The organism is Mesocricetibacter intestinalis, from assembly GCF_004363295.1.
Lineage (GTDB): Bacteria > Pseudomonadota > Gammaproteobacteria > Enterobacterales > Pasteurellaceae > Mesocricetibacter > Mesocricetibacter intestinalis.
This window is the reverse complement of record NZ_SNYQ01000008.1, coordinates 68,134-94,215: the sequence shown is the minus strand read 5'-3', so window position 1 is coordinate 94,215 and position 26,082 is coordinate 68,134. Positions and strand designations below refer to the sequence as shown.

The following is a 26,082-nucleotide window of genomic DNA, read 5'->3' as shown; positions in this document are numbered from 1 at the left end:
GCCGAACTCAGAAGTGAAACGCCGTAACGCCGATGGTAGTGTGGGGCTTCCCCATGTGAGAGTAGGTCACCGCCAGGTAGGAATAGAGAGCCCCGGTAAATATCGGGGCTTTTTTTTGTTTAAAAAATCCTTAAAAAAGCACCGCACTTTTAGTTATTATGCCCTTGTAAACCCACCCCACCCCCGCTTTGCCCTTTTATGCCTTTGCTTATCTATTCCTTATTATTCCTTATACCTTTACTTAGCCCTTAACGCTTTTTTTCCTGCGGTAATTGAGCGGATAAGCGAAAGTGTATCACAACTATCGCTTCCGCCCTTAAGGCGGTGTTTCCCTTATTGGAGATAAAAGACTTCTTTCCCAACTTAGAACATAGGCGCTCTTGGTATCCACCTCAAAAAAACTCGTACAAAAAACACCGCACTTTTAATATCAAGGGAGAGCGCGCTATAGGAGCTTTTTTTTACCCTTATTGGTGCGGAGGGATCGGTTTTTGGCGTTATGTGATATTAGGGCCGAAAAAGCTTGAATATTCTTTAGGATATATTGATAATAGGGGGCGAGCATCTTATGTGAAAACTTTAGCGTAAATATCAGATATTTATAGTTGTTTTCAGTTCCACGTTAATAGGGTGTCTTAGCATTCGGCATTTTCATGATGAAAATGATATTAGGATCAATAGTGAATATTAAAGGACTAATATGAACATCACAGAAAAAGAAACCTTCGAAATCCGTTCTATTCTTTCCCGCTTTCTAGGGCGTGAAGTCAGCGCAAAAAGACTTTTTATCGGGTATGGTATGTTCTGCGATAAGATTATGTTCGGAATTTATCATCAGGGGTATTTCTATCTTAAAGCCGAGAATGAATTTGCTAAATATCTGGAGCAACATGGCGCTGTGCCTTGGCAATCGATGGAAAGCAACCCCAAATCAGCGATAGCTAATTATTATTGCCTGCCTAAAGCTATTACTTCCAATACCGTTTTTTATCAACAAATCGTTTGTTTATCCTATAAGCAAATTACTCAGAAGCAACTGTCCTTTGAATTGGCTAAAAAGGAAAAAATAAAATCCTTGCCTAATCTCTCCATTAAGCATGAGCGTCTTTTATCGAAAATTGGCATTACCCAAACCAAGGAATTAAGAGAAATCGGCGCTTCAACATGCTTTGTCCGTTTGAAAGCGGAAGGTTTTTCCGTATCCATCGAACTATTCTGGCGTTTACTGGCGGCGCTGAAAAATAAGCATATGAGCTTATTGACGCCGGATGAGAAAACAAGAGCGCTGGATAAATTAAATGAAAAATTAGCTGAAGCAGGTTTTCGTAAAATGAAAGGAGACTGATGTAACTGATTTATTTTGCATTCTCAGCATAAGTAATTTATCACTCCATCGTTAAGTAAAAGCAGTTGCCGGTTAAAAACCGGCAACTTTGTATTTATATAAAGCATATTCCCGCATATTAAAAATCCGATATTTCTTGGTTTCAAGGGAAAATATTTGTGCTGTAACTCCTCCCGTTTGCTCAAATCTTATCAAATATTTTATTGAGTTTTAGATTTTGTGATCTCTTTCACGCATTTCTATTTTGTTTTTTGTTAATATCTGTGCGTGGGATTCTTGTATACTAGAATTGTTTACTGACGATAGGATGGTGAAAATGAAAAAAAGAACCTTTTTGAAAACATTATTGACGAGTTTGATGTTGTTTTCTGTTGCGGCCTGTGATGACGGCGGTGCCGGTGCAGCATCGACTAAAGTGGTGAAAATTTCCTCGGTTGTGGCGCCGACTCACCCTTCAACCATTGCATTGAAAGAAGTTTTTAAACCGATGATTGAAAGTAAAACTCAGGGTAAGTATCAAATTGATATTTATGATTCCGGTCAATTAGGCGATGAGAAACAATCTTTTGACTATACCCGTCAGGGCATTGTGGATATGTCCGTGTTAGGAACGGTGATGTGGTCGGAAGTACCTAAAATGTCCGTACCGGATTTTCCTTTTTTATTCCGGGATATCGCTCATGCCCGCAAAATTTATCAAGGTGAAGTGGGACAGGAAATTGCAACAAGTTTTGAGCAGACTCAGCCGATTAAATTCCTTGCTTGGATGCCGAACGGCGCTCGGGTATTTTCTTCCAGTAAAGCCCTTTCCAGCCCGGACCAGTTTAAAGGGCAGAAAATGCGTATGCCGAATAATCCGATTCACGTTAAAGTCGCCGAACTGCTAGGAGCGAATGTGGCGATTATGGGATTGGGAGAAGTTTTCACCGCCCTTGAACAGGGGGTTGTAGACGGTCAGGATAATCCGCTGTCAACCTTTGTGCAGCAGGGATTTTATTCTGTGAATAAAAATATTTATGAAACCAATCATATGATTTCATCGCTGGAATTATTAGTGAATGCTAATTTCTGGAACGGATTGACGGAAGAAGAAAAAGCCATTTTCAATGAGGCCGCAAAAGCCACTTCAGACAAAAGCTGGGATCTTTATCAGGAAAGTATCGAGGCAGATAAAAAGCTGATTCAGGAACATGGCGGAGTTATAACCACCCCGAGCGAAGCGGATCTGAAAGTGTTGATAGAAAAAATGCAGCCGCTTTATGCCGATCTGTATAAAAAATATGACTGGGCGGAAGCTTTGGTCGATAAAGTAAGAAATACCCAATAACCATAAGCGTAACCGGAGTATTCCTGTATGAAAAATTTCACTGATAAATTATTCAATATTATTCAGTTGTTACTTGGCGCTATGCTCGCCGTAATGATTGCCTTAGTTTTTCTTAATGTGATACTCCGATTCTTTTTCAATTCAGGATTGGTCTGGTCTGAAGAGGTATCAAGATATGTATTCGTATATGTCATTTATCTTGGGGCCATTGTTGCAATGAAGGAAAACGCCCATCTCGGGGTAGATACCTTTATTAAAAATACGCCTGAAAAATTGAAATGGCTGCTTTTTGTACTTGGACGGGTAATCATTATTGCCGTTATGGCGGTGCTGTTTAAAGGCAGCCTTGCCATGGTAGTACAGTCCCATAGCGCAAAAGCGGCGGCAACAGGCTTGCCTTTATCTGTTGTATATGGAATCGGATTATTAACCGGAGCGGCAATTATTCTAATTGCTTTACTTAATATTATTGAAGTGATTAGAGATCCTAAATCCGTTCACCAGGCGGCGTTAATGAGTGAAGCGGATTCGGATTAGGAGAGAACCATGACCATTCTTATTTTTTTAGCCAGTTTAGTCGGCGGTATTGTTATTGGCGTGCCTATTGCATTTTCTTTACTGTTTTCAGGCATGATGCTGATGTTTTATCTCGGCGGGTTCAACTCGCAGATTCTTTCGCAGAACCTGTTTAACGGGGCGGACAGCTTTTCTATGATGGCGATTCCATTCTTTGTGGTGGCCGGTGATCTTATGAACCGCGGCGGTCTGACCGGCAAAATTGTCGAGGCGGCAACGGCACTGGTTGGCCATATTAGAGGTGGCTTAGGCTATGTGGCGATTATTGCGATTTTATTATTTGCCAGTTTGGTCGGGAGTGCGGTTGCTTCTACTGCGGCTTTGGGGGCTATTTTAATTCCGATGATGGCAACCATCGGTTATAACCGGGACAGAGCCACCTCATTAATTGCTGCAGGTAATATTTTATCGCCGATTATGCCGCCTTCCGTACCTATGATTATTTTTGGGGTAACTGCGGGAGTATCTGTTACGGACTTATTTATGGGCGGTATTGCGCCGGCTATCTATATCACTATCACCCTTTGCATTATCTGGGCGATTGTTTCCCGTCATGACTCCGCCATTCCTTTGCCGAGAAAACCTTTCCGCGAAGTGGTACGAGCAACCCGTAAAGCGGTATGGGCCATTCTTATGCCGGTCGGTCTGTTACTGGGCTTGCGCAGCGGTATGTTTACTCCGACGGAAGCCGGTGTGGTCGCCGTTGTGTACGCACTTATTATCGGGTTATTTGTTTATCGGGAATTAACCTTTAAAGCGATTAAGGAATGTTTTATCGCTTCGGCGAAAGCCAGTGCGGCCATTATGTTCCTGGCTGCAGCGGCAATGGTTTCTTCCTGGTTAATGACCATTGGGAATATTCCGCGCATCGTTACGGATTTATTACATCCGTTTATTGATTCGCCGATGTTATTAATGCTTGTGATTGCAGGTTTGGTACTGTTGATAGGAACATCTATGGATGTCGTACCTACTATTTTGATTTTAACGCCGGTTCTGATGCCTGCGGTAAAACAGGCGGGGATTAATCCGGTGTATTTCGGGGTGGTATTTATTATTACCTGCGTATTCGGATTATTAACACCTCCGGTGGGAACCGTATTAAATGTCGCCGCCAGTACGGGAAAAATTAATATGGAACGTATTGTGCGCAAAATTTGGCCTTTCCTGTTGGCGATTATCATTGTGATTCTGATGTTAATCGTATTCCCAAGCACCTTTATGTTACCTCTGGAATTTTTTACTAAATAAGGATTAAGCAAATGAAAGCAATAACTGTATATAAACCTTTTGAATTGGCCATTGCCGATGTTCCGAAACCGACCCTGAGTAATGATGAGGATGTCATTATTAAAGTAGCGTTTGGCGGTATCTGCGGTTCCGATATCGGAATCTATACCGGCGGTAATTCGCTGGCGAAATATCCGGCCATTATCGGGCATGAATTTGTCGGCACCGTGGTTGAGGTCGGGAAAAAGGTTAGTCATGTGAAGGTCGGCGATTATGTTGTCAGTGATATTGTCAACAGCTGCGGCCATTGTTATGCCTGCCGTAGCGGACATCATAACGTATGTAAGAATCTGCAGGTAACCGGCGTACATTCTCAGGGCGGTTTTGCCGAATATGCAAAAACGAAAGCTGAAAACGTATATTTGGTGAATACGGATAAAATTTCCCGTAAAACGGCCTGTTTAATTGAGCCTTATGCGGTGGGTGTAGAAATCAATAGCAGAGCATCTATCGGCCCGGGAGATAAAGTGGTTGTGTTCGGTTCGGGACCGGCCGGATTAGCGGTTATGCAGGTGGCACGGGCGCGCGGTGCAGAAGTGTTGATTACCGATATTTTCGACGAGCGTTTGCAGCTGGCTCGTGAAATGGGGGCAACTAAGGCCGTCAATGTAACCAATACAGATATGCGCCAAGCGGTCAGCGAATTTACCGATGATGAGGGCGCCCATGTGGTGGTAGATGCGGTATGCTCCGCTCAAAGTATCCTTGATGCCCTAGACATTGTTGCCCCTTCCGGCCGTTTTGTCGTGCTGGGCACCGGCGCCGCACCGTCGGAAATTCCGCAAGTGGCCTTTACCAAAAAAGGAATCAATGTGTTTGGTACAAGATTAAACAATAAACGTTTCCCTGAGGTTATAAGTTTATTTGAACAAGGGAAGGTTACGCCGGAAAAAATGATCACTCATACCTATAAATTTGAAGATATTGAAAAAGCCTTTGATGTGATCAAAAACGAAAAAAATACCGTGTGTAAAGTGTTATTAGAGTGGTAAGGAATTTATTATGAAAACAACATTCAGATGGTACGGTTTAGGTAACGATACTATTCCTTTGGCCCATATTAAACAAATTCCGAGTATGACCGGCGTTGTCTGGGCTTTGCATGATATGCCCGCCGGCGAGGTTTGGCCCGAAGAACGTATTGCCGAGGTGAAAGCTCAGGTTGAGCCTTACGGTTTAAATATCGATGTGGTGGAAAGCGTCAATATTCACGAAAGTATTAAACTAGGTTCTCCGGAGCGTGATCAATATATCGAAAATTATAAAACTACCTTGCGCAATCTGGGGAAATACGGAGTAAAAGTCGTGTGCTATAACTTTATGCCGGTTTTCGACTGGATTCGCACCGACTTGTTTAAACCTGCGGAAGACGGCTCAACCGCACTTTTTTATGAGCATGCCAGAATTGAGGGAATAGATCCGAAAGTATTGGTTAAACAGTTTGAAGAAAATTCAAAAGATTTAACCTTGCCGGGTTGGGAACCGGAGCGGTTAAAACATTTGGATAAATTATTCGATCTTTATCAGGGAATGACGGAAGATAAATTAAGAGAAAATCTAAAATATTTCTTAGAACGTATTATTCCGACCGCAGAGGAAGCGGGGATCCGTATGGCGATACATCCGGACGATCCGCCTTTTTCCGTATTCGGTTTACCGCGTATCGTGAAATGCCATGAGGATTTTCAAAAAATCGTAGATATGGTGGACAGTCCGGCAAACGGCATTACCCTATGTTCCGGTGCCTTAGGGCCGAATCTAAACAATAATCTGCCGGAAATGATCCGAACTTTCCATAAGCGTATTCCTTTTGCCCATATTCGTAATATCAAGGTTTTCGATAATGGAGATTTCTATGAAACCTCTCATTTAACCCGCGACGGTTCCCTGGATATTGCGGAAATTGTTAAGGCTTATCATGAGGTTGGTTTTGAAGGGTATTGGCGTCCGGATCACGGGCGTCATATCTGGGATGAAAAATGTCGCCCGGGTTATGGTCTATATGACCGTGCATTAGGCATTATGTATGTAGAGGGGCTTTGGGACGCCTATGAAAAACAGAAAGGAGATAAATAATGCAGCTTTCATATGATGCTTTATCTTTATCGGAATGGCGGGAAAAAGGCTATCAGCTTCCTTTATTTAATATTCCGGAGGTAGTGAATAAAACCAAAGAGGAGCCGGTTTGGCTCCATCTCGGCGCCGGAAATATTTTTCGGGCCTTTTTAGCCAATTTACAACAGCGCTTATTGGATCAGGGTTATGTTCAGCAGGGAATTATCGTTGCCGAGGGCTTCGATTATGAAATTATCGAAAAAGCTTATCGCCCCTTTGATAACCTTTCCATTTTTGCCAAATTAAAAAATGATCACTCGCTGGATAAAATCGTTATCGCCAGTATTGTGGAAAGTTTGCGTATGGATCCCTCCTTTAAGCAAGATTTTGCACGCCTGAAAGAAATTTTTATTTCGCCTTCATTACAGATGGTCAGCCTGACGATTACCGAAAAAGGTTATCAGATTAAAGGCTTAAACGGCGAATATTATCCTGCCGTACAGTCGGATCTGGAACAGGGATTGGCCAACCCGCAAAGTTATATTGGTAAAATTGTGGCGTTGTTGCATGAACGTTTTGTGGCCGGAGCCTCTCCTCTCGCCGTAGTAAGTATGGATAACATGTCTAAAAACGGTGAAAAATTACATAATGTGATTGTGGAATTCGCTCGACAATGGGAAAAGTGCGGTCATGTATCCCAGGGTTTTTTAGATTATTTAGATTCGGATAAAATCAGCTTTCCTTGGTCGATGATTGATAAAATTACGCCGCGACCGGATGAAGAAGTACAACAGCGTTTACAGGAAGACGGCATTGACAACCTCGCTCCTGTCGTTACCGCAAAAAATACCTATGTTGCTCCTTTCGTTAATGCGGAAGAGCTGGAGTATCTGGCGGTGGAGGATAATTTTCCGAATGGTCGTCCGCCGTTGGAAAAGGTTGGGGTGATTTTTGCCGATCGTAACACCGTCAATAAAATTGAAACCATGAAAGTTACCACCTGTTTAAATCCGTTACATACGGGGTTAGCTATTTTTGGCTGTTTACTTGGTTTTAATAAAATATCAACGGAAGTGCGAGATCCGGATCTATTAGCCTTAATTAAAAAATTAGGTTATCAGGAAGGGCTGCCTGTTGTGATTGATCCGATTCTTATCAATCCGAAACAATTTCTGGATGAAGTGATAAATATTCGTCTTTCCAACGATTTTATTCCGGACAGCCCGCAACGAATCGCCACGGATACTTCGCAAAAACTGGCGATACGTTTCGGAGAAACGATAAAATCCTATGTTAAATCCGGAAAACCGACGCAGGATTTAGTTGCGATTCCGTTAATTTTAGCGGGTTGGTTGCGTTATTTACTGGGAATTGATGATCAGGGCAATAAGTTTGAAAACAGTCCGGATCCTAGACTGGCGGAATTAAAAGCAAAACTCGCTCATATTAACCTGGGAACTGTAGTATCATCTGCAGACTTGGAGCCGATTTTATCAGATAAAAGCATTTTCGGTGTAGATCTGTATGCAGTAGGACTAGGCACTAAAGTCGAACAATATTTTAACCAATTATTAGCAGGCGTAGGGGCGGTAAGAACAAGCTTACGTAACCATGTAAATTAAGGGAGTAAAATGATAGAGCCAAAGCTTCGAGAATCTTCTCGCGACTACGCATATCGCGTTATCCGAGAAATGATAGTCAACATGGAATTAGTTCCCGGCAGTAAAGTCAGCGAGATTGAATTAGCCAATTTATTAGGCATCAGTCGAACGCCGGTAAGAGAAGCATTAATTGATCTTGCGAAAAACGGGGCTGTAACTATCCAGCCCCAGAAAGGAACTTTCATTTCTCTGATTGATCCGAATCTTGTTGAAGAGGCTCGTTTTTTACGTAAAACCCTGGAAAAAGAAGTGGTCGCTTTATTATGTGAAGCGGATTATCAAAAACAACTTCATCTGTTAGATGAATGCGTAAGTCTACAGGAGTTTTATTTAAACCAGGGAAACTACGAAAAGTTTCTCGAATTGGATAATGAATTCCACCAGTTATTTTTTCAACTTACCAATAAAAATCAGATTTATACGCTGATGAAAGGTTTGAATATCCATTTCGACAGAGCCAGAACATTTATCTTTAAAAATAAGCCTTCAATCAAAACCCTTGAGGAACATAAAGTACTGTTGAAAGCCATTCATGAACAAGATAAACATACGGCTTGTCAATGTATTGAGCAGCATTTATATCAATACGAACTGGATAAGGATAGTTTCGAAAAAGAATTCAGCCATTATTTCAATAAAAAATAATCTCTTTGAGGAAAAAGCATGAAAAAAATCGCCCTTATCGGTGAATGTATGATAGAGCTGAACGGTGAACCCTTCGGCACTATGTACCAAACTTACGGCGGCGATACGCTGAATACCGCCACCTATCTGGCCAGAGTCAGTTCGAGGGAAGAGTTGCAGGTTTGCTATGTTTCCGCCTTAGGCACGGATAAGCTTAGTCAGGGCATGATTGAACGCTGGCAGGCGGAGGGGATAGATACCCGTTGGGTACTGCGCGATGAGAAACGTTGTGCCGGGCTATACCTGATTCAGCTGGATCCTCAGGGCGAACGGACTTTCCTTTACTGGCGCAACCAGTCTGCCGCCCGCTATCTGTTACAACATCTGGATTATCCGCAGCTGTTGTCGGAACTGCAAGATGTCCAAATGATTTACCTTAGCGGTATCAGCCTGGCGATTCTACCCGAAAATGACCGCACTTTGTTGCTCTCGCAGTTAAGCGCATTAAAACAAAATGGAGTTGAAATTGCTTTCGATACCAATTTCCGTCCGCAACTCTGGCTTAGCAAAGCGCAGGCTCAGGCTTGTTATCAGGCGTTATTGCCCTTAGTGGATATCGCTTTAGTAACCTTTGATGATGAAAATTTACTGTGGGGCGATAGCAATGAACAGGCTACCATTGCCCGTTTATCCGCATTTAATATTGGCAAAATTATTGTGAAACAGGGCGCTGCGGGCGCTACTGTTTGTGAAAATGGTAAACAGAGCTTTGTGGCAACCACTCCGGTGCAAAATGTGGTGGACACCACCTCCGCCGGCGATTCCTTTAATGCCGGTTTCCTCGCCGGCTATTTACAGGGTAAACCGCTGGATACCTGTTGCGCCCAGGGCAATCAGCTGGCAGCTATTGTGATTCAGCACAAAGGGGCGATTATCGACGAATCTGCTACGGAACATCTAGGTCGGCTATTTATATAGCCGGCATTTCCCCCTCGCCTTCATATCATACCGGCTAAGCGCCAATTAGCACCTGCAACAAACGAGAACAGGTGAACTCAATAAGTTATCGCTACTGTACCGGAACACAGGCTTCCCTGATACAGAATGTTATAGCTGGTAGGCTTTTTTTAACGTTTTTAATGATGTTAAATGGAACGTTTGTTTTTTGAATCAAAACAGCTTGTATGAAAAAAGCCGCTATATTTAGCGGCTTTTCGGAATATGGCTCCTCCTGCTGGACTTGAACCAGCGACATACGGATTAACAGTCCGCCGTTCTACCGACTGAACTAAGGAGGAATAGATGGTGCCTCGAGGCGGAATCGAACCACCGACACGGGGATTTTCAATCCCCTGCTCTACCGACTGAGCTATCGAGGCGTATTGCGCTCAGCGCGTCAACACGGGGCGTATTAAACCTTTTTTTCCGAGTTAAGTCAACACCTATAATTTAAAAATCTCTTTTTTTTCGAGCGTTTGCTTATTTGCTACGCAAAACGGGTATTTAAACAACAGATTATTTATTCGGCGCAAAATATCGGGCAATAAACAAAGTGTTAGCTTGTTATTTTAAGTGATGCGCCGGAAGCGGACGGGGAAATCAAAAGGTTTTATAGTGCTTTTATTAAGAAATCGGAAGAGAGCAACGCAGTTTATTCTATTGTAGTAAAAATGTAAGGAATAAATTATTAAAACTTGTGATCTATCACAAATTTTTTACATAAGATCGGATTTTCATTTGCACCGTATTAATGGTATTTTTATGTTTGTTTAGGAATGAGTTTATATGCTTGCCGGTAGTGATAAAAATTGTTACCGGTGATTATCGAGAGCGGAAATATTTCGTTCTTATGTTAAATAATTTTTAATATATCGGGGAAAAGGCTTTATGTTGATTAAAATCGATGCTTCCGAATTTAGAGCGGGTGCACCGCGTAAAAAACAAAAGTTCTATCAGATTCTTTACGTACAGGTAATATTTGCCATTGTGGTGGGGATTTTATTGGGGCATTTTGTGCCGGATATCGGGGTTACCATGAAACCTCTGGGGGACGCCTTTATTAAACTGGTGAAGATGATTATTGCACCGGTGATTTTTCTAACCGTGGTAACCGGGATTGCCGGCATGAATAATGTTAAAACTGTCGGACGGGTAGCGGGAAAAGCCTTTGCCTATTTTATTACTTTTTCTACCATTGCTCTGATTGTTGGTATGGTCGTCGCCAATGTGGTTAAGCCGGGGGCGGGTCTGCATATTGATCCTTCCACCTTGCAGGCTGATAAGGTGGCGGGATATGTGGAAAAAGCCCAAAGCAGCTCCATTGTGGATTTTATGATGAATATTATTCCTACCACCATGCTCAGTCCCTTGACGGAAGGCAATATATTGCAGGTACTGTTCGTTTCGGTGTTATTCGGCGTATCCCTTGCCATTGTGGGAGATAAAGCGCGGCCGGTAACCAATTTGCTTCAGGATCTGTCCGCACCGGTATTTAAAATGGTATCTATTCTGATGTATGCCGCACCGGTGGGGGCTTTCGGCGCTATGGCCTTTACCATAGGTAAGTACGGTATATCTTCCATTGGTAATCTGCTGCTATTGGTCGCTACTTTTTATCTGACTTCAATTCTTTTTGTGCTGGTGATTCTAGGGGCAGTTGCGCGTTATAACGGCTTTTCCATCTTGAAAATGATTCGGTATATTAAAGATGAGCTCTGGCTGGTGCTGGGAACCTCATCTTCGGAAGCGGCACTGCCGACACTGATGCAGAAGATGCAGAATGCGGGCTGTGAGAAATCCATCGTGGGTTTGGTGGTACCTACCGGCTATTCCTTTAATCTGGACGGTACTAATATTTATATGACCATGGCAGCCTTGTTTATTGCTCAGGCCGTAGGTATAGATTTGTCTTGGGGAGAGCAGTTGACGGTGTTACTGGTCGCTATGCTGAGTTCTAAAGGTGCCGCTGGGGTAACGGGGGCCGGTTTTATTACCCTAGCCGCCACCTTATCCGTAGTACCTACGGTACCTGTTGCGGGTATGGCGCTGATTCTGGGGATCGACCGCTTTATGTCCGAATGCCGCGCCTTAACCAATCTTGTGGGTAATGCTTGCGCTACCATTGTGATTGCTCGTTGGGAGAAGGGGTTGGATAAAGAAAAACTGGATGCCGCCCTAAACGGAAAGAAAACGGCGGATAAAAAAGCGGCTGATAGCGCCGAATAATATGCCGGGTGAAGAAGAAACATTCGGTTCAAGCTGAAAAAAACGGGACAGTTTGCAAGACTATCCCGTTTGTTTTTGAAGAATAATACGACAGTTAACGTGCGCTACGATAACTACGCTGTGCTTTGTTCACCTTTAACAGATAGTTTCTGGCCTGCGACGAAGGATGATTGGTGGTTAAAATCCGATATACCTGTTCCGGCTGTAATCGGTTAATTTGATTTATCGCTTCGTATTTATCGCTGTGGAAGACGCGTAATACCGCACCGGCACCGCTGTTATAAGATGAAATCATGGCGTAGCGCATGGAAATCGGATCAATGATGCCGGCCAGATATTCATTACGTAACAGCCATAGGTAGGATACACCGGCGTCGATATTTTTCTCCGGATCAAATAAGTAGCTCTTGTTCGGCTGACCGGAGCGCCCCTTCATTTTAAACACGTCCCGTCCTGCCGTATGAGGTACTACTTGCATAAGTCCCATAGCATTGGCATAGCTTATTGCATAAGGGTTAAAACTGGATTCGGTTTGCATAATGCCGAGGATCAGGCTTTCATCAATATCGTAACGACGTGCGGCCTGACGAATATAGGGCAGATATTTTCTGGCACGAACGCTAACGTGATTCGCAATCATAGCAATGGTTACATATTGAACCTTGCGCCCGTTACTTAAACTGCGGGTACGCAGTTTATTTTGAATTAAATAGTCGGCAAAACTGCTTGCTGTAGCGATATCGCGAATGGGTTGGTTGAAATTATCCACTACCTGACCGACCAAAAACGGACGGCTGCTGATCGGCACATCGCCGGAAGCGAATAAATCAATACCGCGGGCATCGGACCCCATTAACAGAATATGTACGATAGCGGTATGCAAACGGGAGGTATCCGCCAGAGTTTCTACGTTAATCTGCCCTTCTTCGAAGCTGATGTGGCTGCGGGTATAATAACTATCGGTATATTTAACGTAATCTTTACGACTGGCCACCAGTAATTCGTTGACGCCCCAGATTTGATCGATATTTTGTGAAAACTGTCCGGTCAGCAGATCCAGACCATGAGTGTCTTTGGCGAAAATATCATCATAGGAATTATCCCGACTGGAAGAACAGGCATATAAAAACGGAATTAACAGCAGCGCGAAATATTGTTTTATTTTCATGGTTACAGCCCATTAATCCGCCGGCGGGACATATCCTTCAATATGAACCTCTTTTCCTTCGAATAAGAAGTTAATCATTTCCTGTTCCAGAAGTTTACGGTGATCCGCATTCATCATATTGAGTTTTTTCTCATTGACCAGCATGGTTTGCTTCTTCATCCATTCTCCCCATGCCTGTTTGCTGATATGGTCAAAAATACGCTTACCCAGTTCGCCGGGATAAAGTTGAAAATCTAAGCCTTCGGCTTCTTTTTTAAGGTATTCGCAGAACAGGGTTCTTGCCATAGTGCCGTCCTTTTTTGAAATTCCGTTAATAAATTCTTTACAGGGGTTGCTAACCCGATTTGCGCGGGTGATGCGGGATCATACCAATATTTGACCTTTGTTGGTACAGAAGATTCATATTGCGCCGAATTTTCCGCTACTTTTTTCCAGTCGCTACGGTTTTCATCTTCCCGTTGCTCATCAAGTTGGGCAAAAACCGGGTAAATATCCAGATGAAAATGACTAAAGGTATGACGAAAAGCGGTCCATTCCTGATAACGGCGGATTCCCATGGATTGCAGATGGGCGAGTAATTCCGTTTTATCGGAAAACTGGGGAAAGCAATATAACCCGCCCCATAGCCCCGACTGTTCGCGTTGTTCAAGAGCTACTTTACCGTTATGTGCCAGAATTAAGAAATAACTTTGCCGCCGGGGCAGATTTTTAGCCGGCTTTTTAGCCGGATAATCCGCCCAGTTACCCCGTATATTGGCACGACAGTCGGATTGAAGCGGACAAAGGGAGCATTTGGGCTTGGTTCGGGTGCAAACCATCGCACCCAGATCCATCATTACCTGATTAAAATCCGCCACTCTTGAGGTTGGTGTTACCTCTGCACTGAGCTGCCATAACCGTTGCTCCGTTCGGCTTTCGCCCGGCCAGCCTTCAACGGCAAAATAGCGGGACAGTACGCGTTTAACATTACCGTCCAGAATCGGATAAGGGGCGTCCAAACAGGAGGATAATATAGCACCGGCGGTACTGCGCCCGATACCGGACAGCGCCAATACCTGTTGAAAATCCGTCGGAAACTCCCCCTGATATTGATCCCTTATGGTTTGTGCCGCTTGATGTAAATTTCTTGCCCGCGCATAGTAGCCTAAACCGGTCCAGAGATGTAGCACCTCGTCTAAAGGCGCATCGGCCAGGGCGGTTATATTCGGAAAGGCTTGGATAAAACGTTCGAAATAAGGGATCACCGTGGCGACCTGAGTCTGTTGCAGCATTACCTCGGACAGCCACACCTTATACAGGCTTTTATTTTGCTGCCAAGGCAGATTTTTACGCCCGAATTTATCGTACCAAGCCAGTACGGCACGGGCGAAAGGCGCATTTACACAGGAAGTCGCTAGCATATTTTATAATCAATGGGTGATAACATTTAGGCCGCAGTTTAGCATGATTATATATGAATGTTCAGCGGCTTTTTCCGATCTCCCATTGTGAGAGAAGAGGGAGCGGGGCGGGGTAAAGAGGTAAAAGAGCGGTTGTTTTCGGCAAAGTTTTTTTCATTTCCGGGCCGGGGGAGGATAGTTTTGAATTATTTATCCAAACCCCTTATAATCCGGACGCAAAATTATATTGGAAAGAGAATATGTCGGAACAGAAAATCACTTTTGCCGATCAGAAACGTAAAACTGTAGAAAATGCGGAATTTACCGAAGACGGACGTTATAAACGAAAAGTACGTAGTTTTGTATTGCGTACCGGACGTTTAAGCGAATATCAGAAAAATGCGATGAATACGCACTGGGCCGATTTCGGTCTGGACTACCAGCGCGAACACTTTGATTTTTCGGCTATTTACGGCAATAATCACCCGGTTATCCTGGAAATAGGTTTCGGCATGGGCAAATCCCTGGTGGAGATGGCATATAACAATCCTGATAAGAATTATCTCGGTATTGAAGTGCATACGCCGGGCGTCGGGGCCTGTATCGCTTATGCGCTGGAAAAAAAACTGACTAATTTACGCCTGATATGCCATGATGCCACGGAAATTCTGCGCGACAGTATTGCCGAGGGCAGTCTTGCCGGTTTACAGCTGTTTTTCCCCGACCCTTGGCATAAAGCGAAACATCATAAACGCCGTATTGTACAGCCGGCGTTTATTACGGCGGTAATGGAGAAATTATGCGACGGCGGCTTTATTCATATGGCGACGGACTGGCAGAATTATGCGGAACATATGCTCGAAGTTTTGAGCGCCAATCCCAGACTGATAAATCAATCGCCGCAGGGAGATTATATTCCGCGCCCCGAATTTCGCCCTCAGACCAAATTCGAACAGCGCGGTCAGCGCCTCGGACATGGCGTATGGGATTTGTATTTCATTAAGGCTGAACAGGTATCAGACAGTTAATCAACAAGCATAGGAGAAACAATATGGCTATAGCACGTAACCGCAGACAACGCAAAAAAATGCACCTGGCCGAATTCCAGGAATTGGGTTTTTTAGTTAACTGGCAATTTGCCGATAATACGCCGGTTGAGCAGGTTGATGAAGTGGTCGACCGTTTTATCGCTGAGGTTATTCAGCCTCATGGTCTGGCTTATGAAGGAAGCGGTTATTTACATTGGGAAGGGTTGGTTTGCTTGGAAAAAATCGGTAAATGCGATGAAAGCCACCGCGAGTTGGTTAAAAACTGGCTGGAAAAAAACGGATTAGCGCAAATCGAAATCAGTGAGCTATTCGATATCTGGTGGGATTACCCGGCAAAATAAAAATGAAGGATAAAAAAATCTCTTGCTGTGGCAAGAGATTTTTTATCTGCAATGTAACGACAGGTCGGGTAATAGCGCGTAAAAGGACGGCGGAAAGGGGATAAAATCCTGTTGAAAAACTTGACGAAAGAGGCCTGACGGCGTAATATGCGCCACGATTTAGTAACAAGAGGACACACACTTTGGACAGCCACAGTCGATACCGATTGAAATTTGTTTTCTAAATCTCGCCGACATTCTGCTTATCGGTGGGGTTTTGCCGGTAAGTATTCATTTACCCTTTTTTTGAAGGTATCTTTTTTCACTGTATAGCATTGTTTTCATTATTATTTGTGAAAATTCTATTTCTATGCTATCGGTCTTTTTTGTTCATCGCGTTGTTCATAGCCCAACAGGGAGTATGAAAAATGATAAATGCCTTTGCACTTGAAGATGCGCGTCTGATCCGCTTAGATGATGAAAGCCGCGAGCTGAATACCGCAATCTGGATTGATTTAGTCGAGCCTAGTACGGAAGAACGTGAAATTTTGCAGGAAGGGTTGGAGCAAAGCTTGGCTTCTTTTCTGGAATTGGAAGACATCGAGGCTTCCGCCCGTTTTTTCGAAGATGAAGACGGTTTGCATCTGCACTCCTTTTTCTATTGTGAGGACGAAGAAGATTATGCGGATTTAGCCAGCGTCGCTTTTACCATTCGGGACGGGCGCCTGTTTACCCTGCGCGATCGCGATTTGCCCGCATTCCGTTTATATCGAATGCGTTCCCGTTATCAGCGTTTGGAAGAATGTAATGCCTATGAAGTGCTGCTGGATTTATTCGAAACGAAAATCGAACAGCTGGCGGACGTTATTGAAACCGTATATTCCGATCTGGAGAAATTAGGGCGCGTCGTACTGGACGGAAAACAAGGCGAAGCCTTCGATCAAGCCCTGGCCACATTGACCGAGCAGGAAGATACCAGTTCTAAAGTTCGCCTATGCCTGATGGATACGCAGCGCGCTTTGAGTTTCTTGGTGCGTAAAACCCGCTTACCGATCAATCAGCTGGAGCAGGCGCGCGAAATCCTGCGCGATATTGAATCTCTACAGCCCCATAACGAATCACTGTTCCAGAAAGTGAACTTTCTAATGCAGGCTGCCATGGGCTTTATTAATATCGAACAGAACCGGATTATTAAAATCTTCTCGGTGGTTTCCGTTATTTTCCTACCACCGACATTGGTGGCGTCAAATTACGGCATGAACTTCGGTAATATGCCGGAATTGGGGTTTAAATTCGGTTACCCCATGGCTCTCGGCCTAATGGCTCTGGCAGCCTTTGCACCATATTGGTACTTTAAACGAAAAGGTTGGTTATAACGGCTGGCGACAGCCGTTATTTTTACGAGCGCTAAAAAAACGAATAAAATTGAGCGCACTTCGGCTTGAATAAGTGCAATTTGTCGCCATCTATGCAAAGATATTTAACATTTCAGCCGGTAATAGCAGGAACGGACGAATAACTATTACCGGAATACTTATCTGATTTAATCTAACAAGGAACAATATGAATTCCCTTCAATTTTTGGTGGATAGCCTGATTCTTCTGTATATGCTGATACTGATGCTGCGTATGTGGTTTCAGTATTGCCGGGTGGATTTTTATAACCCCTTATCTCAGACTCTGGTAAAAATAACCAATCCGGTACTGAATCCGTTGCGTAAATTTATCCCTACGGTGAAAAATCTGGATCTGGCGGTATTATTTGCCGTGTTTTTATTCGGCGCAATCAAATTGCCTTTACTTGCAATTGCAGGCGGCGTTTGGCATAGCGATTTGCTGCACTCATGGCCGACCTATCTGATTATCGGTGTGCTGGGCGTTGTAAAAACCTTCGGTAAGATGATTCTATATGTTATTTTTATCGGCGCGATTATGAGTTGGTTCAGACGCGGTGCCGATCCTTTCTCTTATTTACTCTATCAGCTCGGAGAGCCTGTGCTTGCACCGCTCAGACGTATTTTACCTCGTACCGGCATGATTGATTTCTCACCGATGATTGTTGCCTTTGCCTTATTCTATGCGAATCGCGTCATGTACGATTTGTTCCCGGTTTTATGGGCCTTGGTCTCTTAAATTCCGATACGGAATAGGTTTATGGCGGCGATAGAGCAAACGGAGCAAGGTCTGCGGCTGAGAATCTTTCTGCAGCCGAAGGCAGCACAGGATAAGGTGGTAGGTTTGCATCAGGACGAACTGAAAATCAGCATAACCGCACCGCCGATTGAAGGGGCGGCAAACGCCCATTTGCTGAAATATTTGGCTAAGCTGTTTAAGGTACCGAAAACGGCGCTGGTGCTGGAAAAAGGCGAATTGAGCAGGCATAAACAGATTTTCGTGCCGACGCCGAAACAGATTCCGGCGGAAATTAAAGCCTTTTATTCGGCCTGATGGGCTCGGCATTTTTACTTGCCGAGTCTTATAATAAGTAGGAAATTACCGCTTGGCTAAGAGGTACTTAGCCGAGAGAAAGTTCGAAAAAAGATTTCTGAGGATTTAATTTAAATCCTTGCCCTTCCCATAGTTCCTGTTGCACGACCCCCGGCTCCTGTTCCGCAACCAAACGCTTAGATTGGGTAAAGCAGACAAATTCTTTGGCTTTGCCAATCAGAGCGCTGTAAATTTCGGGTTTATTCGCAGGTTCGGCAACGAAAATATCCGTCAGCTGCCAGTAGCGTTGCAGGCGGAGTGCGGAAAGTCGGGGATAGAGTTGAATAAAGCCCACAGCCCGTCCCTTATCGGTAGCGATAAAAATAATACTTTCGCTGAAGCGGATCCTATTATTCAGAAAGGCTAAGGTTCGTTCCGGATTTTCCGGCATACCGTGCGCCCTCCGATAGCTTTCGAAAAGGGGCAATAATAATTCCAGATTCCATTGTTCCGCTTTAAATATTTTCATACCGGTTTTCATTGATAGGTCTTAGGCTGATGATTTTTTGTCTGTGTTATACAGTAGATTGTATCTTTTACAAACAAAATAATCATCAGCTAAAGGAAAAAATTCAGAAAAAAAACGAATCGGACGGAAAAATTTGATATAGTAGCCCACATTCGACGGGTGTTCGTTTTGATTTCCCCGAGCGCTCGAAGCAAGGTTTTTTAATTCAACATTATGGAGATTATACTTATGGCACGTCGTCCTTTGGTTATGGGTAACTGGAAATTAAACGGCAGCAAAGCTTTTACGCGCGAACTGATCGCAGGTTTAAAATCGGAACTTAAGGGTGTTGAAGATTGCGATGTGGCAATAGCTCCGCCGGTCATGTATTTGGCGGAGGCGGAATCCGCACTGGCAGGCAGCGCTATTGTGCTGGGTGCGCAGAATGTTGATGTGAACGTACAGGGGGCGTTTACCGGGGATATTTCCACGGCAATGCTGAAAGATTTTGGCGCAAAATATATTATTATCGGCCATTCCGAACGTCGCACCTATCATAAAGAAAGCGATGAATTTATTGCGAAAAAATTTGCTGCATTGAAAGAAGCGGGTTTGGTACCGGTATTATGTATCGGTGAATCTGAAGCGGAAAATGAAGCGGGTAAAACGGAAGAGGTTTGCGCCCGTCAGATTGATGCGGTGATTAATGCCTTAGGGGTTGAAGCCTTTAACGGAGCGGTTATCGCTTATGAACCGATTTGGGCCATAGGTACCGGTAAATCTGCCACTCCGGCGCAGGCGCAGGCCGTACATGCCTTTATTCGCGCTCATATAGCTGCAAAATCACAGGCTGTTGCGGATCAGGTGATTATCCAATACGGCGGTTCGGTGAACGATGCCAATGCGGCGGAACTCTTTACCCAACCGGATATTGACGGCGCCCTGGTCGGCGGCGCTTCATTAAAAGCTCCGGCTTTTGCGGCGATTGTTAAAGCGGCGGCGCAGGCGAAAGCATAAGGCTTTTCTGCTCGCGGATAAAAAGAGCGGTCGTTTTCGACCGCTTTTTTATTTATACTATTGGACGTATCCTCATTTTATTTTTTATGCTATGTTGCGTTTTCTTTACTCTCTGATTATCTATTTAGTGCAGCCGCTAGTATTGTTGTTTATGCTGCTGCGCAGTATTAAGCTGGCCGCTTACCGCAAACGCCTGTATGAACGATACGGCTTCTATTGGGGTATCCCCGCACCGCCGGCAGGAGGGGTGTTAATTCATGCCGCTTCCGTGGGGGAGGTAATTGCCGCCACCCCTTTGGTTCGTCTGATCCGGCAAACTTACCCGCATTTGCCCATTACCCTGAGTACGGTAACGCCCACAGGCTCCGATCGGGTTAAAGCGGCTTTCGGCACGGAGGTTACTCATGTTTACCTGCCCTATGATTTACCCGACGCATTAAACCGCTTTATTAACTTTATCCGGCCGAAAGCCTGTATCGTCATAGAAACGGAAATCTGGCCGAATCTTATTCGCCAACTGCATCGGCGCCATATCCCTTTTATTATTGCCAATGCGCGTTTATCCGCCCGTTCCGCCAAGCGTTACGGTTGGGTGAAAGATAAACTGAATAAAATGTTTAATGAAATCAGCCTGATTGCGGCACAGGACGAGATTAGCGCAAAGCGTTATCTTGGTCTGGGCTACCGGGGGCAATTGAGCCTGACCGGTAATATTAAATATGATTTGGTTATCAGCGAGGCACTTTCTCGGGAAATTCAACGGCTACGTCAACAATGGGGCGATAAGCGAATTTGGATCGCAGCCAGCACCCACGAAGGGGAAGAGGCTATTATTTTGCAAGCCCATCAGGAGTTACTGAAAAAACATCCGGATTTATTGCTGCTGTTAGTTCCTCGCCATCCGGAGCGCTTTAACGCCGTTGCTCAGATGATTGAAGATTACGGTTTTAAATACGGGCGCCGTAGTGAAAATATCGCACCTACGGCGGATACCCGGGTTATGCTCGGCGATACGATGGGCGAATTAATGTTGATGTACGGTATTGCCGAAGTAGCCTTTGTCGGAGGCAGTTTGATTAAGCACGGCGGGCATAACCCCCTTGAGCCTTTAGCCTTTAAACTTCCGGTTATTAGCGGTAAGCATACCTTTAATTTCCCGGAAGTCTTTACCAAATTACGAGAAGTGCAGGGCGTACTGGAAGTGAATTCAAATGAACGGGCGCTGGTACGCGCGGTCGATAAGTTTTTACTTTCTCCGCGCTTGCGCGAACGCTACGGACAGGCCGGCTATGAGGTTTTGATTGAAAACCGAGGGGCCCTACAGCGATTAATGCAATTATTACAACCTTATCTGGAACGAGAATAGAAAATAATATGGCGCGAGTAATTTATCCCGGCACCTTTGATCCTATTACCAACGGGCATTTGGACATTATCGAACGCAGTGCCCGGCTATTTTCCGAGGTGCTGGTCGCCGTTGCGGAAAACCAGAGTAAAAAGCCGCTGTTCGATTTGGCTCAACGGGTACTGCTGGTACGGCAATCCGTTGCGCATTTGCCCAACGTAAAGGTAATCGGCTTTTCCGATTTGCTGGCGAATGTGGTTAAGCAGGAAGGGATTACAGCGATTATCCGCGGTATGCGAACCACAATGGATTTTGAATATGAACTGCAGTTGGCGCATTTGAACCGTTTGTTGACGCAGGGCGTAGAAAGCCTGTTTCTGCCGAGTACGGAACAATGGTCTTATGTTTCTTCCACCATTGTTCGTGAGATTTATTTACATGGCGGCGATGTGGCGCAGTTTGTGCCTCAGGCGGTATCGGCTGCGCTGAAGGCAAAATGTGCGGGCGAATAGATTAGCCCCTATAGCCTTCTTCCAGCAGTTGCCAGTGGCTTTCTTGAAAACGTATTGCCAGCCTGCCGACTTCCTTAAGGAAGGAGCGCCGCAAGCGCTGTAGGTTGTCTTTTTTCCATTGCTGCCCCTTTTTGCGGGCGCATTTATCAAAATCGATTAGCCAGAAATTCTCCTCTTTTTCGTTTTGACGGACAAGAATATTATGCGCATTTAAATCCGTATGACAGATTTGCAGATCATGCAGTTGCCGGATTAATGCGCCGATCTTGCGCCAACCCGCTGCGGAGATTTCACCCCGGCGTAAAAGTGCGGTGAGATCCCGGGCATTTTCTATTTTTTCCACTAAAATATCCGCCCGATAGCAGCCGAATCCGTTTTTGGTCAAGGCGGCGGCAATAGGACGGGGTACCGGTACGCCCGCACGATAGAGTTGATCCAGCAGACGAAATTCCAGAAAGCTGCGCGAACCTTCACTGCCGCTGAACAGATAAAGATCTTTGTTGAACTTTGCCCAGAAGCCGCCGCGATAATAATGTCTTAGTGCGCAATCGCAACCGAAAATATCTCGGGAGCGAATAAACCAAGTGGTTCCGCGCCCCTGTGCCGAGCCTGAAATCCGTTCGCAGGCGTGCCAGTATTCCGGATCGAGAAATCGCTCCTGATCCTTTTTGGGCTGATCGAAGTTAAATAAGAAAAATGTATTTCGTTGTTGTAATTCAAGCATTTTTATCTATTATTAGGGGCAGGCTTTCGCCGCTTAGACTACTGTTCCATTGCAGATAGACTATTCTAAAATAACTCTTATTTTAAATAAACCTGAGTATCTCTTAAAAATCTGATTTTAACGGGAAATTTATGTCGCTTTTCAGCCGGGCGCCGAGCGCCTTATGTATTCTTCGTTTATCCGCAATCGGTGATGTTTGTCATGCACTGGCGGCGGTACAGCAAATTCAGCAACATTGGCCGGAAACCCGGATTGTCTGGGTGGTTGGTAAAACGGAATTGCAGTTGTTATCTTCCGTGCCCGGAGTGGAGTTTATTCCGTACGATAAAAAGCTCGGTTGGAAAGGTATGTTGGCCCTATGGCGGAAATTAAGAGACTATCGTTTCGATGCTTTGTTGAATATGCAGACGGCGCTAAGGGCCTCGTTACTTTCCATGGGCATTCGGGCCGATTATAAAATCGGTTTCGGTAAGCGGCGGGCACGGGAAGGGCAACAATGGTTCGTTAACCGACGTATAGAAGATCCGGCGGCACCCCATGTATTGGACGGTTTTCTGGCTTTTGCCGCTTACCTCGGGGTGCCGACGGGCAAACCTCAGTGGCGCCTGGGGCTAAAGCAGGAAGATTATCAAGGGGTACGGCATTATATTGATTCGGAGCGAAAGACGCTGATTATTTCCCCTTGTTCGAGTAAGGCGGAAAAAGATTGGCTGCCGGAACGCTATGCGGAGGTGGCGGATTTTGCTTACGAGCAAGGTATGAAGGTGATTCTATGTGCTTCTCCTGCAGCACGGGAGTTGAAAATGGTCGCGGAAATTGAGCGATTATGCCGCTTTCGACCGCTTTCTCTCGCCGGTAAAACCAGCCTTAAGCAGCTGGCGGCATTGATTGATATGGCGGATCTGGTGATTGCGCCCGACTCCGGCCCGGCTCATATTGCCACCGTACAGGGAACCCCGGTTATCGGATTATATGCTTATCATAATCCCTTGCGCACCGGGCCTTACAATAATCTGGACGATGTTATTTCCGTGTATGAGAGTAATGTTATGCGCGAATTTGGCAAGACTTCCGCCCAATTGCCCTGGGCGACGAAATTAAAGGGGAAAAATCTGATGGCGCAGATTCAGGCCGCGGAGGTTATGCAACGGATAAGTGAAGTTATGCAACGGGAAGCATCTTAAGGCGGCAGTCGCGTAAGGAATAAAGCTCTTTCGTCTAATGGGACTTATGCTTTTGCCATAGCGAGTCGCCCTTATTGGCGGAATAATCCGAGATAATGAATATACCAAGAATTGAGCCCGTTAGCGGGCTCAACCCTTTTTTATTGAATCCCGAATAGGTTTAAGCCGAGGGGCTGCTATTTGGTACCCAACTCATTAAAACGGCCGTACTTATATTCGGTGATCATATTTTGATCCGTGATTATTTCAGGCTGCCGAGATAAAGGAGAAAAATCAATTTTTTCATAGGGCAGAATGGAATATTCCCGCATACGGGCCATACCTTGGCGTAACGCCTCTGCGGAAGCAAACACCGGATTACCTTCGCTCCATCGCAGTCCTTGGAAGGCGGCGGCGATATTCTGGTCCGTAGGGGATTCAATCGGTCGTAAAGAGGCTAATGCCATATTTTTATACTGATACACATAAGGGAAAACCTGTTTCGCCGTATAATAGGCATCAAAAGAACTGGTCGTGTTGAAATACAGGAATCCGTTCTCCGCTAACCGACTTTTCGCCATGGTCAAAAATTCCTTGCTCAATAAATTAGTGGAATAACTGCGCCAGTGGAAGGTAGTATTCATCAGGATAAAATCAAATTTCTGATCCGCATTCCGTTTGATCCAACGCCGCCCGTCGTCGGTAATAATATGTACCCGTTTATCTTGAAGAATACGCGCCATTTCGCTGTATCTGGAGGCAAACTGGGTATAAGCGGGGTTCAGCTCAATCACCGTAATTTTTTCCAATCCCGGCATTGTCGCCAATACGTCTACCCAAGATCCCGTACTTAAGCCTACCACTAAAACATTTTTGGCCTCCGGCGCAATAACCGGCAATAAATAGGCACGGTCGATCATATTGGAATTGAGGGCTAAATCCACATTTAACATGCCGTCATAAACATTACTGCCGAAAACTAATTTGTTATCCTGCTCGTCTTTATAAACCTGAATAAAACCATGTTTATTTTCAATAATACTGTCTAAGACCAGATCCGGTTTTTGCGATAGGGCTGTAATTAATTTATCCGGGATCATTAAACAGAGTACGGAAACCGCCGCACCTATGATGACGCTTAGTTTGACTAATTGATGGCGCAGACAGAAGGCGGCGATAATAAAGGTGGCGGCAATAACCGCTAAATAGGTCTGTTGTGTGGTTAATACGTCAAACAGGTAAAAACCGATAAATATCGGTGATAGGGTACAGCCCATAACATTGGCAAAATAAACATTTGAGATGGCGGCCCCCGTTTTATGGGCTTCCGAACCGAGGTGATGCACAATAGGGAAGACGATGCCTCGTACCAGGGCGCAGAAAAAAATACTGAGGACAAAGATTAGAAGGCGGGATTGAACAAAACTGAGCAGAAGCCCTATGGCAACCAGATCCAGCAACCCGGAAAGGGCGAAGATATGCCCGATATTGTCGATGGAAGCCCGCCCTTCCCGACAAATGCGCTTACCAATAAATGAACCTATGGCTATGCCGATAAGAAATACGGCAAGCGTAAAAGAAAACGCCTGAGGCAGCGACCCTGTAAAAAAGCTGAATAAACGGATCCAGATTACCTCAATGCTTAAGCTGAGAAACCCTCCCAAAAAGGATAATAGCATGGCTTTGTTAGACATTTTGAATTCCTTTTCTGCGATAACAAAATAACACGGTGAATGCCACGAGGCAGTTAATGATAGCGGCCAGAATTATGACTTCGGTAATGGATAAATAATTGAATAACACAAACCCTAACATAAAGCAGGAAATGGCCGCGCCCAAGGTATTGGTGAAATATAACCAGCCGATATTATGCCCGATGTTATCAATATATTGATTCATATGGGAAGTTAATAAGGGTAATGTGCTGCCCATTAAAAAGGTAGGGAATAACAATAGGGTAAAGATGGATAAGACCATGACTGCAAGGCCGGATTCGGCAAATAATTGTTGCAGTATATTGATTAATGCGGGGCTGGCGAAGCCGAATAGACCTATGCCGATTTCGGTTAAGGCGAAAAACGGAATAATTTTGTCGGGGAATTTATCGGCGATGCGCCCGCCCCAGTATGCGCCTAATCCGAGTCCCGCCATAAATACCGAAATAATAATGGTGATGGATTCTAAATCTACGCCAAAAGCGGTGAATAATAGTCGTTGCCATGTTACCTGATAGATAAGTGCGGAAAAACCGGACATGAAAAAGACAAACCTGATAATAAGGTTATAGTACTTCATAAAACTTATTCCTTTAAGTTTATTAGATAGTGAATGGATAAGAAGTTCGAACACATGAGCATCTTGCTCAAC

General features: G+C 44.7%; 26 protein-coding genes, 2 tRNA genes and 1 rRNA gene. 20 read left to right on the top strand and 9 right to left on the bottom strand.

Annotated features, from left to right (window positions below; all coding sequences use genetic code 11):
* From rrf to EDC45_RS09030, 10 genes are all read left to right on the top strand, one after another.
* A 5S ribosomal RNA gene (rrf, locus tag EDC45_RS10490) occupies positions 1-78 on the top strand; the annotation flags it as partial.
* A gap of 622 nt (positions 79-700) precedes the next feature.
* On the top strand, positions 701-1,345 hold the full coding sequence (locus tag EDC45_RS09070) for a TfoX/Sxy family DNA transformation protein (RefSeq protein ID WP_133545616.1): 645 nt from the start codon (positions 701-703) through the stop codon (positions 1,343-1,345).
* A 316-nt stretch (positions 1,346-1,661) separates the two neighbouring features.
* Complete coding sequence (locus tag EDC45_RS09065; protein ID WP_133545615.1) at positions 1,662-2,672, top strand: TRAP transporter substrate-binding protein; 1,011 nt, start codon at positions 1,662-1,664, stop codon at positions 2,670-2,672.
* 27 nt (positions 2,673-2,699) lie between these two features.
* Positions 2,700-3,209, top strand: coding sequence for a TRAP transporter small permease (locus EDC45_RS09060; RefSeq protein ID WP_133545613.1), 510 nt, complete (start codon positions 2,700-2,702; stop codon positions 3,207-3,209).
* Between the two features lie 9 nt (positions 3,210-3,218).
* Positions 3,219-4,499 (top strand): TRAP transporter large permease, encoded by a 1,281-nt coding sequence (locus EDC45_RS09055; RefSeq protein ID WP_133545611.1) that lies wholly within the window; start codon positions 3,219-3,221, stop codon positions 4,497-4,499.
* Positions 4,500-4,510: 11 nt separating this feature from the next.
* The gene (locus EDC45_RS09050; RefSeq protein WP_133545609.1) at positions 4,511-5,530 is read left to right on the top strand and encodes a zinc-binding alcohol dehydrogenase family protein; all 1,020 of its coding nucleotides are present in this window, start codon (positions 4,511-4,513) and stop codon (positions 5,528-5,530) included.
* A gap of 10 nt (positions 5,531-5,540) precedes the next feature.
* Positions 5,541-6,614, top strand: coding sequence for a mannonate dehydratase (uxuA, locus tag EDC45_RS09045; RefSeq protein WP_133545606.1), 1,074 nt, complete (start codon positions 5,541-5,543; stop codon positions 6,612-6,614).
* Positions 6,614-8,215, top strand: coding sequence for a mannitol dehydrogenase family protein (locus EDC45_RS09040; protein ID WP_133545604.1), 1,602 nt, complete (start codon positions 6,614-6,616; stop codon positions 8,213-8,215). Before uxuA ends, EDC45_RS09040 begins: the two co-directional genes overlap by 1 nt.
* A gap of 9 nt (positions 8,216-8,224) precedes the next feature.
* A complete protein-coding gene (locus tag EDC45_RS09035) occupies positions 8,225-8,899 on the top strand; it encodes a GntR family transcriptional regulator (protein ID WP_133545602.1) in 675 nt (224 codons plus the stop codon).
* Between the two features lie 18 nt (positions 8,900-8,917).
* Positions 8,918-9,856 carry a sugar kinase gene (locus tag EDC45_RS09030; RefSeq protein WP_133545600.1) on the top strand — a complete coding sequence of 313 codons (939 nt, stop codon included), beginning with the start codon at positions 8,918-8,920 and terminating at the stop codon, positions 9,854-9,856.
* 244 nt (positions 9,857-10,100) lie between these two features.
* Here EDC45_RS09030 and EDC45_RS09025 read toward each other — a convergent pair.
* A tRNA-Asn gene (locus EDC45_RS09025) sits at positions 10,101-10,176 on the bottom strand.
* A gap of 5 nt (positions 10,177-10,181) precedes the next feature.
* Positions 10,182-10,257 (bottom strand) — tRNA-Phe (locus EDC45_RS09020).
* A gap of 508 nt (positions 10,258-10,765) precedes the next feature.
* On the opposite strand from EDC45_RS09020, the gene EDC45_RS09015 reads away from it, so the two are divergent.
* Entirely contained in the window at positions 10,766-12,103 is a 1,338-nt protein-coding gene (locus tag EDC45_RS09015) for a dicarboxylate/amino acid:cation symporter (protein ID WP_133545598.1), read from the top strand.
* Positions 12,104-12,197: 94 nt separating this feature from the next.
* Here the strand turns inward: EDC45_RS09015 and mltC are convergent, their stop codons facing one another.
* From mltC to mutY, 3 genes are read right to left on the bottom strand one after another with little or no spacing between them, the layout of a single operon-like run.
* A complete protein-coding gene (gene mltC, locus EDC45_RS09010; RefSeq protein ID WP_424960669.1) occupies positions 12,198-13,271 on the bottom strand; it encodes a membrane-bound lytic murein transglycosylase MltC in 1,074 nt (357 codons plus the stop codon).
* A 12-nt stretch (positions 13,272-13,283) separates the two neighbouring features.
* The gene (locus EDC45_RS09005; RefSeq protein WP_133545596.1) at positions 13,284-13,556 is read right to left on the bottom strand and encodes an oxidative damage protection protein; all 273 of its coding nucleotides are present in this window, start codon (positions 13,554-13,556) and stop codon (positions 13,284-13,286) included.
* Positions 13,505-14,671 (bottom strand): A/G-specific adenine glycosylase, encoded by a 1,167-nt coding sequence (gene mutY, locus EDC45_RS09000; protein ID WP_133545594.1) that lies wholly within the window; start codon positions 14,669-14,671, stop codon positions 13,505-13,507. The genes EDC45_RS09005 and mutY overlap by 52 nt, the downstream gene beginning before the upstream one ends.
* Before the next feature lie 239 nt (positions 14,672-14,910).
* On the opposite strand from mutY, the gene trmB reads away from it, so the two are divergent.
* The 5 genes from trmB to yggU all read left to right on the top strand — a co-directional run bounded on the left by trmB (position 14,911) and on the right by yggU (position 18,467).
* Entirely contained in the window at positions 14,911-15,678 is a 768-nt protein-coding gene (trmB, locus tag EDC45_RS08995) for a tRNA (guanosine(46)-N7)-methyltransferase TrmB (protein WP_133545592.1), read from the top strand.
* A 23-nt stretch (positions 15,679-15,701) separates the two neighbouring features.
* Positions 15,702-16,040: a YggL family protein gene (locus EDC45_RS08990; RefSeq protein ID WP_133545590.1), complete on the top strand. Its 339-nt coding sequence runs from the start codon at positions 15,702-15,704 to the stop codon at positions 16,038-16,040.
* Positions 16,041-16,447: 407 nt separating this feature from the next.
* The gene (corA, locus tag EDC45_RS08985; RefSeq protein ID WP_133545588.1) at positions 16,448-17,395 is read left to right on the top strand and encodes a magnesium/cobalt transporter CorA; all 948 of its coding nucleotides are present in this window, start codon (positions 16,448-16,450) and stop codon (positions 17,393-17,395) included.
* Between the two features lie 187 nt (positions 17,396-17,582).
* A complete protein-coding gene (locus EDC45_RS08980; protein ID WP_133545586.1) occupies positions 17,583-18,152 on the top strand; it encodes a YggT family protein in 570 nt (189 codons plus the stop codon).
* A gap of 21 nt (positions 18,153-18,173) precedes the next feature.
* Entirely contained in the window at positions 18,174-18,467 is a 294-nt protein-coding gene (gene yggU / locus EDC45_RS08975) for a DUF167 family protein YggU (RefSeq protein ID WP_133545584.1), read from the top strand.
* Positions 18,468-18,534: 67 nt separating this feature from the next.
* Here the strand turns inward: yggU and EDC45_RS08970 are convergent, their stop codons facing one another.
* Complete coding sequence (locus EDC45_RS08970; RefSeq protein ID WP_133545582.1) at positions 18,535-18,975, bottom strand: GNAT family N-acetyltransferase; 441 nt, start codon at positions 18,973-18,975, stop codon at positions 18,535-18,537.
* Between the two features lie 228 nt (positions 18,976-19,203).
* Here EDC45_RS08970 and tpiA point away from each other — a divergent pair, with 228 nt between their 5' ends.
* The 3 genes from tpiA (at position 19,204) to coaD (ending at position 21,828) form a co-directional block, all read left to right on the top strand.
* Positions 19,204-19,971: a triose-phosphate isomerase gene (gene tpiA, locus EDC45_RS08965; protein WP_133545580.1), complete on the top strand. Its 768-nt coding sequence runs from the start codon at positions 19,204-19,206 to the stop codon at positions 19,969-19,971.
* A 91-nt stretch (positions 19,972-20,062) separates the two neighbouring features.
* On the top strand, positions 20,063-21,337 hold the full coding sequence (waaA, locus tag EDC45_RS08960) for a lipid IV(A) 3-deoxy-D-manno-octulosonic acid transferase (protein ID WP_133545578.1): 1,275 nt from the start codon (positions 20,063-20,065) through the stop codon (positions 21,335-21,337).
* 8 nt (positions 21,338-21,345) lie between these two features.
* Entirely contained in the window at positions 21,346-21,828 is a 483-nt protein-coding gene (gene coaD, locus EDC45_RS08955; RefSeq protein ID WP_133545576.1) for a pantetheine-phosphate adenylyltransferase, read from the top strand.
* Between the two features lies 1 nt (position 21,829).
* On the opposite strand, the gene EDC45_RS08950 is transcribed toward coaD, so the two are convergent.
* On the bottom strand, positions 21,830-22,552 hold the full coding sequence (locus EDC45_RS08950) for a 3-deoxy-D-manno-octulosonic acid kinase (protein ID WP_133545574.1): 723 nt from the start codon (positions 22,550-22,552) through the stop codon (positions 21,830-21,832).
* Between the two features lie 131 nt (positions 22,553-22,683).
* Between EDC45_RS08950 and EDC45_RS08945 the strand changes: the two genes are divergently transcribed.
* Positions 22,684-23,736 (top strand): glycosyltransferase family 9 protein, encoded by a 1,053-nt coding sequence (locus EDC45_RS08945; RefSeq protein WP_133545572.1) that lies wholly within the window; start codon positions 22,684-22,686, stop codon positions 23,734-23,736.
* 176 nt (positions 23,737-23,912) lie between these two features.
* Here the strand turns inward: EDC45_RS08945 and EDC45_RS08940 are convergent, their stop codons facing one another.
* Complete coding sequence (locus EDC45_RS08940; RefSeq protein WP_133545570.1) at positions 23,913-25,409, bottom strand: spermine/spermidine synthase domain-containing protein; 1,497 nt, start codon at positions 25,407-25,409, stop codon at positions 23,913-23,915.
* Positions 25,402-26,010, bottom strand: coding sequence for a fused MFS/spermidine synthase (locus EDC45_RS08935; RefSeq protein WP_133545568.1), 609 nt, complete (start codon positions 26,008-26,010; stop codon positions 25,402-25,404). The genes EDC45_RS08940 and EDC45_RS08935 overlap by 8 nt, the downstream gene beginning before the upstream one ends.
* Positions 26,011-26,082 lie beyond the last annotated feature (72 nt).

Coding starts and splice junctions, on each gene's coding strand:
- EDC45_RS09070 (WP_133545616.1), top strand. CDS start 701: ATGAACATCACAGAAAAAGAAACCTTCGAAATCCGTTCTATTCTTTCC.
- EDC45_RS09065 (WP_133545615.1), top strand. CDS start 1,662: ATGAAAAAAAGAACCTTTTTGAAAACATTATTGACGAGTTTGATGTTG.
- EDC45_RS09060 (WP_133545613.1), top strand. CDS start 2,700: ATGAAAAATTTCACTGATAAATTATTCAATATTATTCAGTTGTTACTT.
- EDC45_RS09055 (WP_133545611.1), top strand. CDS start 3,219: ATGACCATTCTTATTTTTTTAGCCAGTTTAGTCGGCGGTATTGTTATT.
- EDC45_RS09050 (WP_133545609.1), top strand. CDS start 4,511: ATGAAAGCAATAACTGTATATAAACCTTTTGAATTGGCCATTGCCGAT.
- uxuA (WP_133545606.1), top strand. CDS start 5,541: ATGAAAACAACATTCAGATGGTACGGTTTAGGTAACGATACTATTCCT.
- EDC45_RS09040 (WP_133545604.1), top strand. CDS start 6,614: ATGCAGCTTTCATATGATGCTTTATCTTTATCGGAATGGCGGGAAAAA.
- EDC45_RS09035 (WP_133545602.1), top strand. CDS start 8,225: ATGATAGAGCCAAAGCTTCGAGAATCTTCTCGCGACTACGCATATCGC.
- EDC45_RS09030 (WP_133545600.1), top strand. CDS start 8,918: ATGAAAAAAATCGCCCTTATCGGTGAATGTATGATAGAGCTGAACGGT.
- EDC45_RS09015 (WP_133545598.1), top strand. CDS start 10,766: ATGTTGATTAAAATCGATGCTTCCGAATTTAGAGCGGGTGCACCGCGT.
- mltC (WP_424960669.1), bottom strand. CDS start 13,271: ATGAAAATAAAACAATATTTCGCGCTGCTGTTAATTCCGTTTTTATAT.
- EDC45_RS09005 (WP_133545596.1), bottom strand. CDS start 13,556: ATGGCAAGAACCCTGTTCTGCGAATACCTTAAAAAAGAAGCCGAAGGC.
- mutY (WP_133545594.1), bottom strand. CDS start 14,671: ATGCTAGCGACTTCCTGTGTAAATGCGCCTTTCGCCCGTGCCGTACTG.
- trmB (WP_133545592.1), top strand. CDS start 14,911: ATGTCGGAACAGAAAATCACTTTTGCCGATCAGAAACGTAAAACTGTA.
- EDC45_RS08990 (WP_133545590.1), top strand. CDS start 15,702: ATGGCTATAGCACGTAACCGCAGACAACGCAAAAAAATGCACCTGGCC.
- corA (WP_133545588.1), top strand. CDS start 16,448: ATGATAAATGCCTTTGCACTTGAAGATGCGCGTCTGATCCGCTTAGAT.
- EDC45_RS08980 (WP_133545586.1), top strand. CDS start 17,583: ATGAATTCCCTTCAATTTTTGGTGGATAGCCTGATTCTTCTGTATATG.
- yggU (WP_133545584.1), top strand. CDS start 18,174: ATGGCGGCGATAGAGCAAACGGAGCAAGGTCTGCGGCTGAGAATCTTT.
- EDC45_RS08970 (WP_133545582.1), bottom strand. CDS start 18,975: ATGAAAATATTTAAAGCGGAACAATGGAATCTGGAATTATTATTGCCC.
- tpiA (WP_133545580.1), top strand. CDS start 19,204: ATGGCACGTCGTCCTTTGGTTATGGGTAACTGGAAATTAAACGGCAGC.
- waaA (WP_133545578.1), top strand. CDS start 20,063: ATGTTGCGTTTTCTTTACTCTCTGATTATCTATTTAGTGCAGCCGCTA.
- coaD (WP_133545576.1), top strand. CDS start 21,346: ATGGCGCGAGTAATTTATCCCGGCACCTTTGATCCTATTACCAACGGG.
- EDC45_RS08950 (WP_133545574.1), bottom strand. CDS start 22,552: ATGCTTGAATTACAACAACGAAATACATTTTTCTTATTTAACTTCGAT.
- EDC45_RS08945 (WP_133545572.1), top strand. CDS start 22,684: ATGTCGCTTTTCAGCCGGGCGCCGAGCGCCTTATGTATTCTTCGTTTA.
- EDC45_RS08940 (WP_133545570.1), bottom strand. CDS start 25,409: ATGTCTAACAAAGCCATGCTATTATCCTTTTTGGGAGGGTTTCTCAGC.
- EDC45_RS08935 (WP_133545568.1), bottom strand. CDS start 26,010: ATGAAGTACTATAACCTTATTATCAGGTTTGTCTTTTTCATGTCCGGT.